The organism is Chloroflexota bacterium (assembly GCA_014360825.1).
In the GTDB taxonomy this organism is placed as follows: Bacteria; Chloroflexota; Anaerolineae; order UBA2200; family JACIWT01; genus JACIWT01.
Genome location: JACIWT010000002.1, coordinates 22,590 through 39,665, shown reverse-complemented (window position 1 = coordinate 39,665; position 17,076 = coordinate 22,590). Strand labels below are relative to the sequence as shown.

The following is a 17,076-nucleotide window of genomic DNA, read 5'->3' as shown; positions in this document are numbered from 1 at the left end:
AAGGCACGAAGTGCGTTTTGAAGCCATTTCGCTTTATAAATAATCTAGCAAAAAGGAGGGAATCAAAATGAGCTTCAAAAAACCCGCTGAAATCGTCGAGGCGGCATGCGCCATCTCCCAGGCCAAGACCGAAACCGAACCACTTAGACTGTTAGTGCTTGGTTTCTTGGCCGGCGCTTACATCGCCTTCGGCGGCACGGTGGCCATCGCCACCGGCAAAGGCATCACGGCCCCCGAGTTAGTAGGGCTATCCAAGTTGGTCTTTGGTGGCACCTTCCCGGTCGGCCTGATGCTTGTGATCATCGCCGGTTCGGAACTCTTCACCGGCAACACCGCCCTCGTGCCCCCAGGTTGCTACAAGGGCGTTTCTAAGTGGTCAGGACTAGCCAGGAACTGGGTGCTTGTTTACATTGGCAACCTCATTGGCTCTATCTTCCTGGCCTACTTGTGTTACGCCGGCGGTATTTTTGCCAAGGACCCGTTCTTGACCGGTGTAAGGGGGATTGCCGACAGCAAGGTAGCCCTCACGTTTGCCCAAGCGCTCTGGCGGGGCATCGGTTGCAACTGGCTGGTCTGCCTGGCAGTCTGGTTGGCTGTCTCTGCGGAGGATATCGCTGGCAAGATCCTGGGCATCTGGTTCCCAATCATGGCCTTCGTGGCCATCGGCTTTGAGCACAGCATCGCCAACATGTATTTCATCCCGCTGGGCATTTTCTACGGGGCAACCCAGGCGAACTGGGTCAACTTCTTCGTAGCCAACCTCCTGCCGGTGACCATCGGAAATATCATTGGGGGCGGCTTTTTCGTAGGCACCATCTACTGGTGGTTATACGGCCTGAAGTAAGGAAGTTCTTGATCGCTCCGTTATTAGGGACGGTAGCAAGGGTGTGGCATTGTGCCACACGCTTGCTATTTCCCTGATAGCAGTATAATTGTGGAGACTCGGAGAGAGATCCCAGGAGGCAAATGGATGAGGCTCTACGAAGGACATGCGGCCATTCAAGTAAAGGGGAATACAATCACACCGTTCAAGGATGTAGTCTGCACTGAAGACACTTTTCGCTTATACCTGAACGACGCACCGCTTGCCCAGATCGTTGCTAGCCCTGATCAACTAGAAGAGTTAGGGGCAGGGTTTGTGGTGTGTGAGGGGCTAGCCCAAGACATTACCGAGGTCCGCGTCTTTGCAAACGACATAAGGGTGTATGCACCAACCGAGATAGAAGTTGACTACGAACTCAGGTCTTCGGGTTGTATTGGCGTAAGGGGGTTGCCCAGGGTTGTACACTCACCCCTCGTCATTGAGCAGGAAGATGTATTCAGAATCATCGGACAGATCGAGTCGGAGATCTGGAAGAAGACAGGCGGCGTCCACTGCTCTGTACTTTTCCAAGGCGGAGAGTTGGTTGCGCGCAGCAGTGATATTGGAAGACACAATACTATTGACAAGGTGGTAGGTTTTGCTCTCCTCCATGACATAGATCTCTCCAGATGCGTCATCGGCTGCACCGGCAGGCAACCAGCAGGTATGATCGCCAAAGTTGCCAACGCGGGCGTCCCGATTATCATATCTAAAGCGGCTTCAACAGACGCAGGGATATTGTTGGCTGATAGGTCTGGGGTAACGCTCGTCTGCTTTGCCAGAGGCGACAGGTTCACCGTCTACACACATCCTCATCGTATATCTGGAATTCTGGAGACGCTCGGGCAAAACCTTAATCCCCAGGAACTCCAGAGTACACCTTGAGAAGAGATTATGCTGAAAGTCAGCGCAGTAGTGCTAGCGGGTGGAAAGAGTCAGCGTCTGGGCGTGGACAAAGCCCTGCTCAAGATAGATGGTGAGTGGCTGCTGGAGCGCATCCTCAATACTATGAGCGCCTTGAGCGATGACCTCTTGGTGGTGGCGAACGCAAGACCAGAATTCGCAGGGATGCGGGCTCGCAGTATCCCAGATGCTTATCCAGACACAGGTCCTCTGGGTGGCATCTATACCGGTTTGCGGGCGATGCGCTATGAGCGAGGACTGTTTGTGGCCTGCGACATGCCCTTGTTGAACCTACCGCTCCTGCGGTATATAATTCTATTGTCCGCCGATTTCGATGTGGTGATCCCGAGCACCTACGGCAAGACAGAGCCACTGCACGCCGTTTACAGCAAAGCGTGTATGCGGCCAATCGAGAAGTTGCTACGCTCTGGAGAACGGCGCATTGTGAGTTTTTTCCCCGAGGTGAGGGTGCGATATGTTACGGAGAGCGAAGTAGATACTCTTGATCCTAAGCATCTCTCTTTCTTTAACATCAACACTGCGGAAGATTTAGAAATGGCCAAAAGGTTACTGCACAGCCAATCATAGAAAACTAAGAGTTAGCGGAATTGCCGGGGCACAAAGTAGTTACGGAAATGACAACAGAAGACAAAAAAGTGAAAACCCGAGAGATTGTAACTATACCATTATGTCAATATAATGCGAAGCGCATCGAGATCACCGGTGTCGTCCAGGGCGTGGGGTTCCGCCCCTTTGTGTATAACCTGGCGATCGGACACGGTCTGCGCGGCTGGGTGCGCAACACGTCGGCAGGTGTGGAGATCGAGGTGGAGGGCTCCGGGCATGCTCTGGACGCTTTCGTCCATGCCTTGACATCTCAAGCACCACCGCGGGCACACATCGAGACCATTTCCATCACAGAGGTATCACCCAACGGCCACGAGTCTTTCGTTATCCTGCCGAGTCTGCCCCAGGCAGATGCCTACCAACTGGTATCACCGGATATCGCTACTTGCACCGACTGCCTGCGCGAGTTATTCGACCCTCAGGACCGGCGCTATGCGTACCCGTTCATTAACTGTACTAACTGTGGGCCACGCTTCACCATTATCGAGGACATCCCGTATGATCGCCCGAAGACGACTATGCGCGAATTCCATATGTGCCCCATCTGCCAGGCTGAATATGACGACCCGACCAACCGTCGTTTTCACACGCAACCCAACGCCTGCCCAGTATGCGGCCCGCACCTATGGTTAGTGGACAATACACGGTCCACGACGGCGGCTTCGGTCGCTCCATCTGCGTCAACAGCGACTGGAGTCGTTACTACGAATTTTGACGACAGCGCCGTCATCCGCCAGGTAAGTAGCCTGCTCGAGAATGGGGCTATCATCGCCCTGAAAGGTCTCGGAGGGTTCCATCTGGCCTGCGATGCAACCAACGAAATAGCAGTCAAACGCCTGCGTGAGCGCAAACGCCGTCCTCACAAGCCGTTAGCGGTGATGATGGCTACGATGGACGAAGTACAACGGCACTGTTGGGTTACCCCGGAAGAAGCCGCCTTACTCACCTCGCCAGCCAGCCCGATTGTGCTCCTGCGTTGGCGTGATGGTTCGACAGTGGCTCGGGCCGTGGCCCCAAACAACCGCTATCTGGGCGTGATGCTCCCGTACACTCCCTTGCACCACCTTTTATTGCAGGAAGTAGGCCGGCCTCTGGTGATGACCAGTGGGAACTTATCTGAGGAACCCATAGCCAAAGATAATGAAGAGGCCATTCGCCGGCTGAGCCCGCTCGCCGACGCTTTCTTATTGCATAACCGAGATATCTATGCCCGTTACGATGACAGCGTGTGGTTTGTGCCACTGGCTGACCAGCCACAACCGTTGCGTCGAGCCAGAGGGTACGCCCCATCGCCTGTACGGTTGGCTTTCCCGCTGGGGCGCATCCTGGCCTGCGGTGCCGAATTGAAGAACACATTTTGCCTGACCCGAGATCGCTACGCATTCATCAGCCAACACATCGGCGACCTGGAGAACATGGAGACACTGGCCCATTTTGAAGCCACTGTAGCCCTATACGAACACTTGTTTCGGGCCAAACCAGCGGCGATCGCCTGCGACATGCATCCCGACTATCTGGCAACGCGCTACGCCCAAGAGCGAGCGCAAAAGGAAAACTTACCCCTTTTCGCGATTCAGCACCATCATGCCCACATCGCCAGTTGTCTGGCTGACAACGATTGGCAGCCGACTGCTGGCCCAGTCATCGGTGTGGCACTGGATGGAACAGGCTACGGAAGCGATGGGCATATCTGGGGCGGCGAGTTCCTGATTGCAGACTATCACTCGTTCGAGCGTTACGGGCACTTACAATACCTGCCTTTACCTGGGGGAGATGCGGCAATCCATAAGCCGTACCGCACGGCTCTTGCCTATATGTACCAGTGCCTCGGTGAAATTCACGACCTGCCATTTGTCGCTTCGGTTCCCGCCGAGGAAATCGGGGTTGTGCAACAGATGGTAGAGCAGGGCATCAACACACCTCTGACCTCCTCCTGCGGACGGTTGTTCGACGCTGTGAGCGCGTTACTTGGCATCTGTCCGGAGGCGACCTATGAGGCACAGGCAGCCACAGAGTTAGAGATGATTGCCGGTGATATCCAGAAGTCCGATTCATACCCCTTCGCCATTGATTATGACAGAGGAACGTATATCGTGCGCCTCGAACCGCTATGGGAAGCGCTCGTCCAAGCAGTAAAAGCAAGTAAATCCTCATCTGAAATCAGCGCCGCCTTTCACAACACGGTGACGCAGATGATCGTCAAGATGTGCCAACGGATGCGTGACGAGAGGGGGCTAAACAACGTGGCACTTTCCGGCGGGTGTTTTCAAAACCGGCAACTACTCCGCCTCACCGTAAATGCACTCGGAGCCCAAGGGTTCCATGTCCTCTTACATCGTCAGGTGCCCTGCAACGATGGAGGGCTGTCACTCGGTCAGGCTCTGATCGCCCACTTTTCCAGCCGAGGTGATATATAAGATGTGTCTGGCTGTACCCGCACGGGTTTTATCTATTGAAGGACAGGAAGCAGAAGTGGATCTCAGTGGCGTGCGCCGCAGAATCAGCGTGGTGCTCACCCCCGAAGTTAGCGTTGGTGATTATGTGCTGATACACACTGGGTTCGCCATCAATGTTCTCGACGAGCAGGAGGCACGAGAGACGCTGAGATTGTTCCAGGAACTGGAGGAATTCACAGCACGCGAACGAGAAGAGCAAAACGGTGAAATACATTGATGAATTCCGAGACCCAGGCGCAGTACAGCGATTGCTGACCTCCATCCACAACCGTTCCTCACGTCCCATCCGCTTGATGGAGTTCTGTGGTGGACATACGCATGCGATTCTCAAGTTCGGCCTGCGGCAATTATTGCCGCCCTCCATTCGACTGCTTTCCGGCCCCGGCTGTCCCGTTTGTGTTACGGCCAGCACCGATCTGGACAGGGCTATCGCCATGGCCCACTTACCAGATCTGATCCTGACCACGTTTGGCGATATGATGCGCGTGCCGGGTAGCCAGGGCAGCCTGCAAGACGCCAAAGCACAAGGCGCAGATGTACGTATGGTCTATTCTACCCTGGACGCTCTATCCATCGCACGAGCGAACCCCGACCGCCAGGTGATTTTCCTGGCCATAGGGTTTGAAACCACCGCTCCGACAGTGGCGGCAGCGGTCTTACAGGCCCAGGCCGAAGGCTTAGACAACTTCTCCATCTTCTCGCTACACAAACTGACTCCTCCGGCGATGAAAGCAATCTTAGAGGCAGGCGAGGTGCAACTTTCTGGCATCATCGGTCCGGGGCACGTCACCACAGTTATCGGCTCAAACGCCTGGCATTTCTTACCCCGTGATTATGGTATTCCCTGTGCCATCGCTGGCTTCGAGCCGTTAGATATCCTGCAAGCGGTTTACGCCTTAGTAGATATGGTTGAACGCGGCGCACCTGCAGTAAGCAATGCCTACAGGCGCAGCGTGCGTCCGGAGGGCAATCTTGTAGCCCAACAAATGATGCAGCAGGTCTTTCAGGTGAGTGCAGCAGAATGGCGTGGCCTTGGCTCTGTGACCGATAGCGGCTTGTCACTCCGCAGCGAATACGCCGCATTCGATGCCACACGCCGATTCCCAGTCGCCGTCCACTCGAGTCTGGAACCGAGGGGGTGCCTTTGTGGTGAAGTATTGCGGGGGGTTGTCGAACCGCCAGAGTGTCCCCTTTTCGATGGGGCTTGCACGCCGGAGCATCCCGTCGGACCATGTATGGTCTCCAGCGAGGGAGCCTGTGCGGCTTACGCGCAGTATGGCGAGGCATGAAGATGTCTCAGGATACTATCCTCCTGGCTCATGGTAGCGGGGGTAAACTCACCCACGACTTGATCCGCGCTGTATTTGTCAAGCACTTCCGAAATCCATGGCTTGATAGACAAGATGACGCAGCGGTTTGGGCTTTGACCGCGTCCACCGAAACGCGACTAGCACTGACCACCGACTGTTATGTGGTCCAACCGATCTTTTTTCCTGGTGGGGACATTGGCAGACTCGCCGTTTGTGGCACGGTTAACGACTTGGCAATGGTAGGCGCACAGCCACTCTATCTGACGGCGGGCTTCATTCTGGAGGAGGGCTTGCCACTGGTGGATCTGGAGCGGGTGGTGGTTTCCATGGCTCAGACAGCGCGCGAGGCTGGTGTAGAGATTATCGCTGGCGACACCAAAGTCGTGGATCGAGGTAGCGCCGATTCGCTCTTTATTAACACGGCAGGGATAGGTGTGCTACCAGCGGGGATTTCCATCTCCGGAGCCAACGCGCAGCCAGGTGACGTGGTCATTCTCAGCGGACCTATTGGGGCTCACGGCCTGGCTATTCTCAGCCAGCGTGAAGGATTGCGTTTCTCATTCCCCCTGAACAGCGATTGCGCCCCGCTGAACGGCCTCGTAGACGCAATGTTAAAAGCAGACGCTCGCATCCATTGTCTGCGCGATCCCACACGCGGTGGCTTGGCAACAACGCTCAATGAACTTGCCACCCAGAGCCAGGTAGGGATTGAGATAGAAGAAGCCTGTATACCAGTACCGGAGGGCGTAAAGGCTGCCTGCGAGTTGCTCGGACTGGACCCACTTTATGTCGCCAATGAGGGCAAATTGGTAGCCATCGTGCCGCCCCCAGCCGAAGACTCTGTCCTGGCAGCAATGCACGGACACCAGTACGGCCAGCAGGCCGCGGTGATCGGCCGCGTCACCTCGGCGCACCCCAGGCGCGTCGTGTTACGCACTACCCTCGGTGCCCATCGGGTTTTGGAGATGCTCACCGGTGCGCAACTGCCACGAATCTGTTGAATGAAACATGGAATTGCCTGAGAGTAGCCGGTGAGGTAGAATACGGCGCGCTAAAGCATCAGCCTGATATCTAATGAGGAGACACAATGGTCAAGATTGAGACATTGCGAGCAAGTGAGTTATTCTCCGAGTTGGGAGACGAAGACTTGCAGAAAATAATCCCCTTGTGCCGCGAGGAACATCACGCCAAAGGAGCGTATATTTTCAGCAAGGGTGAAGAAGCCAATATGCTGTATATCCTCCAAGAAGGCAAGGTGAGCCTGGAATACGAGGTTTGCCCCCAGCCGGATGCCTGCCAGGATACTACGATTGTGGTAGACCAACCGGGTGATGTAATCGGCTGGTCAGCACTGGTGAGGCCGCGCCGACTTACTGCCTCTGCCCGTTGCATCAGCGATGTTCGCCTCATCGCCATTGAGGGCAAAGCCATGAACGGGTTAATGGAACAGGACAGTCACATCGGATTTGTAGTGATGAAGAAACTGGCAGAAGTAATCAGCAAGCGATTGAGACAAGCCAAAGGCTTAAAATTGGATCGCGTGATGGGTGCGTTGTAGAGGGCTAGTATTCTAGTATTGAGGAAAAAACGACCATCCACTGGTGGATAGCTGTCTTCCCTGTTTGGACTATATACCCTTTCGTGACGGTGCCTTGGGCAAGGCAAAACTGAACTTGCTGCCTTTACCCTTTTCTGACTCCACCCAGATTCTTCCACCGTACGTTTCCACAATGCGTTTGACGATAGAAAGGCCCAGACCAGTACCCTGGCGCTCCATTGCCTTCGCCTCATCCGTGCGGTAGAACTCCTCGAAAATATGCGCCAACTGTTCTGGGGTCATGCCAATACCTGTATCACGCACCATTCCCACCACATAATTGGGATTTTGCGATAGGCTAACCACTACGATGCCGCCGGGTTCGGTGTACTTGATGGCATTGCTAATGAGGTTTGTCCACAGTTGCTTAACATGCTCGAGGTTAGCCTGTACTGGTGGCACACCAGGGTCTATCTGCACTGTGAACAGAAGGTCCTTTTCCTCGGCGCGGGCCTGCATTAAGTCTGTGACACCCTGCAAGACCTCGGCTACATCCACTAGTTCGACTTTACGTTCCTCTTCCCGCCGCTCTTGCAATCGTGCCAGGTCCAGCAGGTCGCTAATCAGAGCCAATTGCTCCAGCGCCCGCCGCTCCGATTTCTCGATGATTTCTCGTTGCTTCTCGGGTGGAACGTAACCCTCCAGGATCAGTCGAAGATAGCTTTGGATGGCAGCCACAGGGGCTCGTAGTTCGTGCGTGACCAAGCGAATGAACTGGGACCTATCCTTTTCCAATCTCTCTAGTCGGGCGTTCAGTTCCGCCAGTTCCTGGGCTCTCGTCTCACAGGATAGGTTGGCTTCGATCAACTCCTTTTCCCTTTCGTTTAACCGAGCCACGATGTTGGAGGCGAAATACGCGGTCGGGAAAGCGGTGGCGGCCAAGGTGAAGACGGCAGTGAAGATGTGAATGGGCTGTTGGAATCGTATCGGGATGCGGAACCCAGCCAGGTTGTAGTGAGGGATCAAGCCCCGCCACTCCAAAATGAGCAAGGCGAGATAGAACAGGCTGACTAAACCTGCATAGATGAAAGCGGTCTTGTTGGGCAAGAGGATGCTAGCGATGACTACGTAGATGAGATAGAAAATGAAGAAAGGCGTTTCTAATCCGCCGAAGAAATGCAGGAAGATCGTCAGAAATAGAATGTCGAATGTGAGTTGAAAGTGAGTGAAGCGAACGTAATGCTGGGAAGAGGCGCTCACGGAGCGTAACTGCTGGGAGTAAAAGGTGAAAATGGTGTTGCATATACAAAGGCTCGCTATCGTGGCCAGAAGGGAGAGCATCGGCAAAGTTTCGGGCAAGAGGTAGTTCGCCACCAAGACAACGAAAAGTTCACCAGAAGCCACAAGCCAACGGGCACGGATCAGCCAGTCTGTCCGATCCCTTAATTCTTGCTCGGTAGGTGTATGCAACACGTCAGCCATGTCCAGCCCCTTCCCTTGCCGATTCAGGCACAGCCTTTTAATACCCTCAGGTTGAATATGTGAAAGCGTGAGATTCAAGAGTCAGATGTTACAGACAAAGAATCCTGACCAGTGACTCCAAGCGCAGTTCAAGGGAGTTCGAAGTGATCCCGTAAGGCCACTACGGCATCGTCCACCTTATCGCCATCAATGAGGCACGAGACCGTAGAAATGGAGGTGCTGATCGCTATGATGTTGATCCCTACGGAAGCCATGGCCTCAAAAACTGCCGCTGCTATGGCGGGCCGCTCTCGGAAATCGGGGCCAAAGATGGAAATGACAGCCATGTTGCGCTGGCTGACGATGTCCTGTGCCCTTACCGTGGCTTGCACAGGCTTGAGTGCAGCGAGAGCTGCATCGAGCACATCTTCCCGTACGCACAAGACAATATGGCTGTTATTTGCCAGGTCAGTACATTGGACGATGAATTCAACGTTGATTTCTCGATCCCCGAGAGCGCGTAGCACATCACAGGCCAGGCCACATCGGTCAGGGGCAGAAAAAACGCCTATTTTAGCCAGATGTTCATTGCGAATTATACCGCCGGCTTTGATTTTCGGTTTGGGCATATCACTATCCTCCTACTCACCATCAAACAAAACAACGCTCACTGGTGTACTGCAGTAGTGAATCCAAATGCGTTCCCGTGGTAGTCCGATCCTCCCGCAGGGCGAAGTTCTGGAGACGAAACCTGCGGGAGGATCTTGGATTTTACCGACCCAACAGTTCCGCAACGCGTTGCAACAAGACAGCCGGTGGCACTGGCTTAGAGAGAAAGCCATCGATGCTAATGTATTCGTCAGTCGGGAACAGCGCTGCGTAGTCCGTGTTGGCAATAGAGGTAACCATCAAAATAGGGATTCTCTTATGCTCTGGGTTCTCCTGCATGCGCTGGCTCATGCTCAAGCCATCTAACACCGATGACATGATCACATCCAGGATCACCAAGTCTGGTGCTTCTGCTTTCACTTTGGCCAGGCCCTCATCTCCGCTGCCAGCGCTGATCACCTGGTAACCATTGGCTTCCAGAGTCATACGCGTGGCTTCCACAAAATCTGGGTCATCATCCACAATTAGAATCTTTGCCATATCTTCCTCCTCACCACAGGTCACCTTTTCACTATGCCGCGACAGCGCAGCGTTTTTGTTTGACATGATATTCATATTCATCCCGGAAGAGTTTCAGCCCACTCAGAATTGGGTTTGCTGCCGCATCTCCCATCGGACAAAAAGTCAGGCCCCGCATGCCTCGGGCGATTTCCTCCAAGCTCTCCATATCCTCTGGCTTGCCTTCGCCATGCTCCAGGCGCTCCAGAATACTCAGCATGTGATGTGTGCCCACTCGGCAAGGCGTGCAACGTCCACAGGACTCGTGGGCGAAGAAATGCATCAACCGCCGCGCCACATCCACCATGCAAGTATCTTCATTCATAACAATGATCGCCCCGGTCCCAAGCATACTTCCGGCCGCCTCCAGCGATTCAAAATCCATAGTGATATCTATCTGGTCCGGCGTGAGCATAGGCGTGGAAGCACCGCCAGGGATGATGGCTTTCAACTTTTTGTCGAAAGCCATCCCACCAGCATGCTCGTAAATGATCTCCCTCAAGGGTACTCCAAGTGGCAGTTCGAATATGCCGCGGTTCCTGACATGCCCGCTAACGCAGAAAATCTTGGGGCCAGTGCTCTTAGGTGTGCCCATGCTGGTATACCATTTAGCACCCCGGTTGATGATATGGGGGACATTGGCCAACGTCTCTACATTGTGCACCAGGGTCGGTTTGCCCCACAAGCCCACGCTTGCAGGGTAAGGTGGCTTCTTCCGGGGCTCACCACGTTTGCCCTCCAACGATTCGATCAGGGCAGTTTCTTCACCGCAAATGTAAGCGCCAGCGCCGCGGTGCACAGATAGATCTAAGGAAAAGCCACTACCCAAGATATTCTTGCCCAGGAAACCCTTGGCGTAGGCATCATCAATGGCCTTAATCCAGCGCTTTACGCCAAGGAAGAATTCCCCGCGGATATAAACAAAGGCGCGGTGGGCGCCGACCGCATAACTGGCGATAATCACGCCCTCGATAATTTGATGGGGGTCTTTCTCCACCAGTTCGCGGTCTTTGAACGTGCCGGGCTCTCCCTCATCTGTGTTTACACAGACGTATTTCTCGATGTCTGGATCCTTGGGCATAAAACTCCACTTTCTGCCCGCCGGGAAGCCAGCACCGCCGCGGCCGCGCAATCCCGAAGCGGTAACGATCTCGATCACCTGCTCCGGTGTGTACTCGCGCAGCACCTTGGGGAGAGCCTGGTAGCCGCCATTGGCTATGTAGACATCAATGGTTTCCGACCGGGGCAAGCCAAAATTACGCGTCAAAACTTTCTCAAACATGGTACCCCCTTAGCGTCTCGATTAATTCATCCACTTTCTCTGCAGTCATGTTTTCGTAGAGCGCGTCGTTCACGCGCATGGCCGGAGACGTACCGCAGGAGGCCAGGCATTGCACAGTCTGCAGCGTGAATAGACCATCTTTGGTTGTCTCACCAACTTCGATGCCGAGTTTCTTGCGCAGGTAATCAACCAGTCGTTCCGCGCCACCCACCAAGTGGCACGAGAGTCCTTCGCAGACCTGCAGTACGTAGCGTCCCGTGGGTTGGGTGCGGTACAAGGTGTAGAAACTGGCCATCGAATACACTTCGGTCAAAGGAAGCCCCAACCGGTTGGCTACACGTTCGATGGCATCTCTGGTCAAGTAGCCATATTGTTCTTGGGCTATGTAAAGAGCAGTCAACAGCATAGAACGTCTGGCCGGATCGGCCACCCTAACTTCTGGTTCCATCATCCCTCCTTTTTTGTCCCGCCGTTGTTGCGGCGTTGGATTAGCCTGTCCACTTGCTTCAGCAGATCAGCTGGGTCAATGGGTTTGGTCAGGAATGCATCCACAGATAGATACTCATCTGTCGGAAATAGCCCTGCCTCCTCTCTGCTCACGATCGCCGAGATCATGATCACAGGCACATCTCTGAGATTTGGGTCATCACGCATTCGCCGCGTGACATTCAAGCCGTCCAACACATAGGAAATCATCACATCGAGGAGCACGACGTCTGGCTTGTCTTCGCGCATCATCTGAAGAGCCAGTTCAGCCGTGGCAGCAGTTTGCACCTGATACCCTTGGGACTCGAGCACAATGCGCGTGTACTCCACAAAGTCTGGGTCGTCGTCCACCACTAGGATTTTACCTACAGGGGGCATTGGGTCGGCTCCTCGGCTACTTCTTGATGTACTGCGCAACTTTCTTCAGAAGATCATCGGGTTGGACGGGTTTGGAGATCCAAGCATCAATGGGTATGTACTCATCTGTAGGGAACATGCCTGCATGTGGGCTATCGGTGATAGAAGAGACCATAATGATCGGCACTTGTTTGAGCACAGGATCTCCGCTCATGACGTGGCTCAAATTAAGCCCATCCAGTAGGGTGGACATCATCACGTCCAGCAGCACCAGATCTGGGACATCTTTGCGCATCGAGTTGAGTGCCTGATCGCCGTTGGCCGCCGTACTCACCTCATAGCCGTTCGCCTCTAGAATCGTTCTCGTGATTTCCACGAAATCTGGATCGTCGTCAACCACTAAGATTTTGGCCATATCACCTCCTTGTAGAAATGTGGGATGTAACTCCTACTGCTATTCCAATAGCCGCTTGACCTCTGCCAACAACTGGTTGGGGCTCACTGGCTTAGAGAGAAAGTTCTCGACCGGAACGTATTCATCAGTGGGGAACATCGCAGCGTAATCAGAAGTGGTAATAGAAGAGATCATCAATACTGGCGTTCTTCTAAGGTCACGTTCTGTTTTCATCCGCATGCTGGCGTCAAGCCCATCCAAAATACCGCTCATCATCACGTCGAGGATCACAAGATCTGGCCGTGCCTGGCGCATTGCACGCAACCCTTGTTCTCCACTGGTCGCCGAGATGACTTGATAACCGGCGGTCTCTAACACGATCCGGCTGGCCTCGACGAAATCCGGGTCATCATCCACAATCAGGATGAGGGGAGGGCCTTCCCGCGGCAGTATCCAGTCGCTAGATTGTTTGACATTCTTCAAGACGTGAGAGGTAGCAGTGGCTCGGATGCCTTGTATTCTGGCAAGGCGGCTGGTCAAAAATCGGAGCAAATCCTCATCGGAAGGGAAAACTGCCTCTAGGATAATGTCGTATTCGCCAGTGGTATATTTGACGGACCGCACCTCTTTCATGGCTGCCAATTGTTCGCCAATGCGGGCAACTTGTCCAAGATCGACTTTGAGCATGATGACTGTTTCGACTTCCAAGCCCAATCTATCTACGGCTGGCATGGCCACAACACGCACTAGGCCCTCGCTCAGCAAGCGGTCAATCCGCTTGCGCACGGTAGCCTCTGCGACGCCAATGGTGCGCGCGATGTCCACGTTGGACATACGTCCGTCCGTTTGCAGCAAGGCGATGATTTGGCGGTCTATCGCATCCATCGCATATCCCAAAGGTAATTTCCGCTCCTTTCGTTAGTAATTATACCACAGATCACGAATTTCGTCAAGTTCATGTGAAAATATGATGGAATTCGTCCATAGGCCCTCTGGTTCACGGCGCGTTAAGAGAGCACATTGCGCTTGTGTTCTCGGTATTCTTGCATTACAATCTCAGCGGGAACAAATTTCTCGCACGCAAAGGGAGGTCCAGATTGTGAAAATAACCCGGGGGATAGACTACGGCATACTTGGCATCTTGTATCTGGCTACGCAGCCGTTTGAGAAGGTAACTTTGCTCCATGAAATCGCCAAAAGCCAGGATATACCAGAAAGTTACTTGGCCAAGATCTTTCAGGATCTAGCCAAAGGGGGTCTGGTTCACTCACATCGGGGTGTGAAAGGAGGATTCTCTTTGGCGCGGCCCGCTTGTGAGATCACACTGCGCCAGGTCATCGAAGCGTTGCAGGGCCCGATTTCACTGAGCCGGTGTCTGAACATTCAGGAGGGATGCCCGCGCGTGGAAACCTGCGCCGTCGCGCGAGTACTGAAAACAGCCCAAACACAGTTGTTGGAAACACTGGATGGGACTACATTCAGTATGCTGGCAAGCGAATCCCTCGCCTTGCACAAAGCCAGAGAGGCTCGGGCTGCACAGGGTAGCCAGTCGTGAGCGCCGCGCTAATTTTGACAATATCCCGAACATCGTATAAAATTAATACAAGCAGCTAATGGGATAGCCGAGGTAGCTCAGATGGTAGAGCACTTGACTGAAAATCAAGGTGTCCCCAGTTCAATTCTGGGCCTCGGCATATGGGCGGAAGTGGCTCAGCGGTAGAGCATCTCCTTGCCAAGGAGAGGGGCGCGGGTTCGAATCCCGTCTTCCGCTCCAGTGGGGCGACGTAGCCAAGTGGCTAAGGCAGGGGTCTGCAAAACCCCGATCATCGGTTCAAATCCGATCGTCGCCTCTGTATGTTTTTGGGGCTGGTAGCGAGGCTGCTCTTTTCATTTTGGGGCGGTGGCGAAACGGCAGACGCTGCGGACTTAAAATCCGCTGGAGGCAACTCCATGAGGGTTCGAATCCCTCCCGCCCCACTACAATAGGTTGCACGCCAATTGCAGACATTTGTCTCACAACCAGTTTGTGTAAATAGCATAAAGGGTCTCCCATTGCAGGAGACCCTTTTCTTTTGCACTAATATGTCCAAACCCTGCCTCTATCGAGCCATGCAAAGGCCTCTACCACGCCTCAATTCTTAACGCGATCTCGCACAATCCTGGTACCAGTCCTGCCCTCCAAAGCATCGATTGCCTTATCCAATGAGGTTATGATCGCCGTCTCCCCACCCCACTCTAAGAACCTTATACACGCCTTGACCTTGGGCCCCATGCTCCCGGCAAGAAAATGCCCCTCTGCCAGATATCTCTTGGCCTCCGATATCGTCATCCGGTCTATCTCCCTCTCATCAGGCTTGCCAAAGTTCAACTTCACCTTCTCCACATCGGTCAAAATCAGGAAGACGTCCGCATTGACCACCTCCGCTAATCGCTCTCCGGCCAGGTCTTTATCTATCACCGCCTCCACACCCTGATAGTGACCTCTCTCATCTAACACCACTGGTATCCCCCCACCCCCGGATGCAATGACAACGATGCCTGCATCCACCATCCGCTTGATCGCTTCGCTCTCCACGTTGGCTATTGGATCGGGAGATGGTACTGTCCTCCTCCAAACTCTCTCCCCATTCGGTTTGACTTTCTTTATGATGTACTCCGGATGCTCTTGCTTAAGTCTCTTGGCTTCCTCCTCGGTGAAAAAGTTCCCCACAGGCTTCGAAGCCGCTTCGCCAATGAACTCCTGGTCATCCCCACTCACCAACACTTGATTCACTACCGCGCACACAGGCACATCCAAACCTTTATCTTTCAGGTAATTCATCAGCGTCTGCTGAAGCATATAACCTATCTGCCCTTGGGTCATCGCTCCAACGATGTCCATCGTCTGAGGGGGTACGACACCCTTGCTCATCTCTTGCTGCACCAAAAGGTTGCCTGCTTGCGGACCATTGCCATGGGTTATGATCAGCCGGTCATCCTCTTCCATTCTGCCGACAATCTCAGCAATGAATCTGGTGGTTACCCCGCAGTTCCTGAATTGTTCCTCCGCGGTGCCTTGCTCGTGAGCTTGCTTTATCGCGTTACCGCCCAAAGCTATCAGTAACCTCATTGTCCAACCTCCTTAATTGTTAATTGTATTGATAGATTATTCCATTTCGATTGGCCAATATAGGCCAATAATGCCAGCTCCTGAGAGAAATCTCACAGCAGCCATTGCGCGTATTTAGAGATGTGCCACCCCGCGGCACTCATTCACGGAACCGAACCCTATCCCCTTCACTAACGTATTTATTTCATCGTTGATGCGCCGGAAAACAGAGGGGCCCTCCACCATCGCGGCAGTGCAAATTTGAACGGCATCCGCCCCGGCCATAATCATCTCTAGGGCATCCTCTCCAGAAGTCACACCGCCGCAGCCAATGATCGGTATATTCACTGCTTCGTAGATCCTATACACTGTAGCCACGGATAAGGGTAGTATTGACTTACCAGATAAGCCACCGAAACAGGTGGAGAGAGCTGGTTTTTGCCGCGTGATATCTATTTTCATCGCCGGGAAAATGGTATTGATAGCGGTAATCGCATCAGCACCTGCCGATTCTGCCGCCTTGGCGTTATTCACGAGATCGCCAGCCAAGGCCGCGAGTTTGGCAATGATGGGTATAGACACTGCTTTCTTCAGCGTTACAATGATCTCAAAAATGGAGGTGCTCTCAAAGCCCTCTTTGCCAGCCTGCATGTTATACCGAGTTTGACCGGTATTCGGGTCGAAGCCCCATTTAAAGTTCAACTCTAATGCATCAGCGCCCGCCTCTTCGAAGCTCAAAGCCATCGTCCTGAGTTCGTCTATATTGTGAGAAGGGCCCAATGAAGCAATAACTGGACACTTGCACTGGGCCTTAGCAGCGCGCAATTCATCGGCAAATCGCTTGTAGCCCGGGTTCGGAAGGTTCTCCCAATTGATTAGCCCAAAATTCCCTAGACTGACAACACGGGGATGGGGATTGCCCTTCCGTGGCAGGAAAGTGATTGATTTGCTTACCACAGCTCCGGCATACTGGCCATATCGAACAAGACCTTTGGCACTGTGACCAGGAGGCCCAGAGCCAAGTATAACCGGGTTACGAATAGCCAAGACGTCGCGAAATCGCTTTCGATTAGATGCACAACACGCGGTCACAGCCATCTTCTAGTCAGAAATCTGGTAACCCACCGGTCAAACTGCGCTCTCTGG

General features: G+C 53.7%; 19 protein-coding genes and 4 tRNA genes. 13 read left to right on the top strand and 10 right to left on the bottom strand.

Translation table 11 applies throughout. The features are described from left to right. Window positions 1-67: 67 nt before the first annotated feature. The 8 genes from H5T64_01490 to H5T64_01455 all read left to right on the top strand — a co-directional run bounded on the left by H5T64_01490 (window position 68) and on the right by H5T64_01455 (window position 7,716). Window positions 68-844 carry a formate/nitrite transporter family protein gene (locus tag H5T64_01490; GenBank protein MBC7263011.1) on the top strand — a complete coding sequence of 259 codons (777 nt, stop codon included), beginning with the start codon at window positions 68-70 and terminating at the stop codon, window positions 842-844. Between the two features lie 126 nt (window positions 845-970). Next, window positions 971-1,747: a formate dehydrogenase accessory sulfurtransferase FdhD gene (gene fdhD / locus H5T64_01485; GenBank protein ID MBC7263010.1), complete on the top strand. Its 777-nt coding sequence runs from the start codon at window positions 971-973 to the stop codon at window positions 1,745-1,747. Window positions 1,748-1,756: 9 nt separating this feature from the next. Beyond that, window positions 1,757-2,353 carry a molybdenum cofactor guanylyltransferase gene (locus H5T64_01480; GenBank protein MBC7263009.1) on the top strand — a complete coding sequence of 199 codons (597 nt, stop codon included), beginning with the start codon at window positions 1,757-1,759 and terminating at the stop codon, window positions 2,351-2,353. Window positions 2,354-2,400: 47 nt separating this feature from the next. Continuing rightward, a complete protein-coding gene (hypF, locus tag H5T64_01475) occupies window positions 2,401-4,809 on the top strand; it encodes a carbamoyltransferase HypF (GenBank protein MBC7263008.1) in 2,409 nt (802 codons plus the stop codon). Window position 4,810: 1 nt separating this feature from the next. Continuing rightward, on the top strand, window positions 4,811-5,065 hold the full coding sequence (locus H5T64_01470; GenBank protein ID MBC7263007.1) for a HypC/HybG/HupF family hydrogenase formation chaperone: 255 nt from the start codon (window positions 4,811-4,813) through the stop codon (window positions 5,063-5,065). Beyond that, a complete protein-coding gene (gene hypD / locus H5T64_01465) occupies window positions 5,052-6,137 on the top strand; it encodes a hydrogenase formation protein HypD (protein ID MBC7263006.1) in 1,086 nt (361 codons plus the stop codon). Before H5T64_01470 ends, hypD begins: the two co-directional genes overlap by 14 nt. 2 nt (window positions 6,138-6,139) lie before the next feature. Continuing rightward, window positions 6,140-7,159 carry a hydrogenase expression/formation protein HypE gene (hypE, locus tag H5T64_01460; protein ID MBC7263005.1) on the top strand — a complete coding sequence of 340 codons (1,020 nt, stop codon included), beginning with the start codon at window positions 6,140-6,142 and terminating at the stop codon, window positions 7,157-7,159. 86 nt (window positions 7,160-7,245) lie between these two features. Further along, on the top strand, window positions 7,246-7,716 hold the full coding sequence (locus H5T64_01455; GenBank protein ID MBC7263004.1) for a cyclic nucleotide-binding domain-containing protein: 471 nt from the start codon (window positions 7,246-7,248) through the stop codon (window positions 7,714-7,716). Window positions 7,717-7,785: 69 nt separating this feature from the next. On the opposite strand, the gene H5T64_01450 is transcribed toward H5T64_01455, so the two are convergent. The 8 genes from H5T64_01450 to H5T64_01415 form a co-directional block, all read right to left on the bottom strand. Beyond that, complete coding sequence (locus H5T64_01450) at window positions 7,786-9,177, bottom strand: HAMP domain-containing histidine kinase (protein MBC7263003.1); 1,392 nt, start codon at window positions 9,175-9,177, stop codon at window positions 7,786-7,788. Between the two features lie 128 nt (window positions 9,178-9,305). Then, window positions 9,306-9,785, bottom strand: coding sequence for an ACT domain-containing protein (locus tag H5T64_01445; protein ID MBC7263002.1), 480 nt, complete (start codon window positions 9,783-9,785; stop codon window positions 9,306-9,308). A 142-nt stretch (window positions 9,786-9,927) separates the two neighbouring features. Beyond that, window positions 9,928-10,305, bottom strand: a complete 378-nt coding sequence (locus H5T64_01440; GenBank protein MBC7263001.1) for a response regulator — start codon at window positions 10,303-10,305, stop codon at window positions 9,928-9,930. Window positions 10,306-10,336: 31 nt separating this feature from the next. Continuing rightward, on the bottom strand, window positions 10,337-11,605 hold the full coding sequence (nuoF, locus tag H5T64_01435; GenBank protein ID MBC7263000.1) for an NADH-quinone oxidoreductase subunit NuoF: 1,269 nt from the start codon (window positions 11,603-11,605) through the stop codon (window positions 10,337-10,339). Further along, the gene (locus H5T64_01430; GenBank protein ID MBC7262999.1) at window positions 11,598-12,056 is read right to left on the bottom strand and encodes an NAD(P)H-dependent oxidoreductase subunit E; all 459 of its coding nucleotides are present in this window, start codon (window positions 12,054-12,056) and stop codon (window positions 11,598-11,600) included. The genes nuoF and H5T64_01430 overlap by 8 nt, the downstream gene beginning before the upstream one ends. Next, window positions 12,053-12,469 carry a response regulator gene (locus H5T64_01425; protein ID MBC7262998.1) on the bottom strand — a complete coding sequence of 139 codons (417 nt, stop codon included), beginning with the start codon at window positions 12,467-12,469 and terminating at the stop codon, window positions 12,053-12,055. The genes H5T64_01430 and H5T64_01425 overlap by 4 nt, the downstream gene beginning before the upstream one ends. A gap of 16 nt (window positions 12,470-12,485) precedes the next feature. Continuing rightward, on the bottom strand, window positions 12,486-12,863 hold the full coding sequence (locus H5T64_01420; protein MBC7262997.1) for a response regulator: 378 nt from the start codon (window positions 12,861-12,863) through the stop codon (window positions 12,486-12,488). Between the two features lie 39 nt (window positions 12,864-12,902). Continuing rightward, on the bottom strand, window positions 12,903-13,727 hold the full coding sequence (locus tag H5T64_01415; GenBank protein ID MBC7262996.1) for a response regulator: 825 nt from the start codon (window positions 13,725-13,727) through the stop codon (window positions 12,903-12,905). Between the two features lie 211 nt (window positions 13,728-13,938). Between H5T64_01415 and H5T64_01410 the strand changes: the two genes are divergently transcribed. From H5T64_01410 to H5T64_01390, 5 genes are all read left to right on the top strand, one after another. Continuing rightward, window positions 13,939-14,397, top strand: a complete 459-nt coding sequence (locus H5T64_01410) for an Rrf2 family transcriptional regulator (GenBank protein ID MBC7262995.1) — start codon at window positions 13,939-13,941, stop codon at window positions 14,395-14,397. A gap of 66 nt (window positions 14,398-14,463) precedes the next feature. Then, window positions 14,464-14,536: transfer RNA gene (locus tag H5T64_01405), tRNA-Phe, on the top strand. Window positions 14,537-14,541: 5 nt separating this feature from the next. Continuing rightward, window positions 14,542-14,616 (top strand) — tRNA-Gly (locus H5T64_01400). Between the two features lie 4 nt (window positions 14,617-14,620). Beyond that, a tRNA-Cys gene (locus H5T64_01395) sits at window positions 14,621-14,692 on the top strand. A 44-nt stretch (window positions 14,693-14,736) separates the two neighbouring features. Next, window positions 14,737-14,819, top strand: a tRNA-Leu gene (locus H5T64_01390). 154 nt (window positions 14,820-14,973) lie between these two features. Here H5T64_01390 and arcC read toward each other — a convergent pair. Both arcC and H5T64_01380 read right to left on the bottom strand, forming a co-directional pair. Then, window positions 14,974-15,951, bottom strand: coding sequence for a carbamate kinase (gene arcC / locus H5T64_01385; GenBank protein ID MBC7262994.1), 978 nt, complete (start codon window positions 15,949-15,951; stop codon window positions 14,974-14,976). Window positions 15,952-16,065: 114 nt separating this feature from the next. After that, window positions 16,066-17,022 (bottom strand): dihydroorotate dehydrogenase, encoded by a 957-nt coding sequence (locus H5T64_01380; GenBank protein ID MBC7262993.1) that lies wholly within the window; start codon window positions 17,020-17,022, stop codon window positions 16,066-16,068. Window positions 17,023-17,076: the final 54 nt, after the last annotated feature.

Bases quoted from the DNA above. Each gene is read 5' to 3' on its own strand.
- H5T64_01440 (MBC7263001.1), bottom strand. From the start codon at position 10,305: ATGGCAAAGATTCTAATTGTGGATGATGACCCAGATTTTGTGGAAGCC.
- H5T64_01430 (MBC7262999.1), bottom strand. From the start codon at position 12,056: ATGATGGAACCAGAAGTTAGGGTGGCCGATCCGGCCAGACGTTCTATG.
- H5T64_01445 (MBC7263002.1), bottom strand. From the start codon at position 9,785: ATGCCCAAACCGAAAATCAAAGCCGGCGGTATAATTCGCAATGAACAT.
- H5T64_01470 (MBC7263007.1), top strand. From the start codon at position 4,811: ATGTGTCTGGCTGTACCCGCACGGGTTTTATCTATTGAAGGACAGGAA.
- H5T64_01490 (MBC7263011.1), top strand. From the start codon at position 68: ATGAGCTTCAAAAAACCCGCTGAAATCGTCGAGGCGGCATGCGCCATC.
- hypF (MBC7263008.1), top strand. From the start codon at position 2,401: ATGACAACAGAAGACAAAAAAGTGAAAACCCGAGAGATTGTAACTATA.
- H5T64_01480 (MBC7263009.1), top strand. From the start codon at position 1,757: ATGCTGAAAGTCAGCGCAGTAGTGCTAGCGGGTGGAAAGAGTCAGCGT.
- fdhD (MBC7263010.1), top strand. From the start codon at position 971: ATGAGGCTCTACGAAGGACATGCGGCCATTCAAGTAAAGGGGAATACA.
- nuoF (MBC7263000.1), bottom strand. From the start codon at position 11,605: ATGTTTGAGAAAGTTTTGACGCGTAATTTTGGCTTGCCCCGGTCGGAA.
- H5T64_01425 (MBC7262998.1), bottom strand. From the start codon at position 12,469: ATGCCCCCTGTAGGTAAAATCCTAGTGGTGGACGACGACCCAGACTTT.
- arcC (MBC7262994.1), bottom strand. From the start codon at position 15,951: ATGAGGTTACTGATAGCTTTGGGCGGTAACGCGATAAAGCAAGCTCAC.
- H5T64_01415 (MBC7262996.1), bottom strand. From the start codon at position 13,727: ATGGATGCGATAGACCGCCAAATCATCGCCTTGCTGCAAACGGACGGA.
- hypE (MBC7263005.1), top strand. From the start codon at position 6,140: ATGTCTCAGGATACTATCCTCCTGGCTCATGGTAGCGGGGGTAAACTC.
- H5T64_01450 (MBC7263003.1), bottom strand. From the start codon at position 9,177: ATGGCTGACGTGTTGCATACACCTACCGAGCAAGAATTAAGGGATCGG.
- H5T64_01420 (MBC7262997.1), bottom strand. From the start codon at position 12,863: ATGGCCAAAATCTTAGTGGTTGACGACGATCCAGATTTCGTGGAAATC.
- H5T64_01455 (MBC7263004.1), top strand. From the start codon at position 7,246: ATGGTCAAGATTGAGACATTGCGAGCAAGTGAGTTATTCTCCGAGTTG.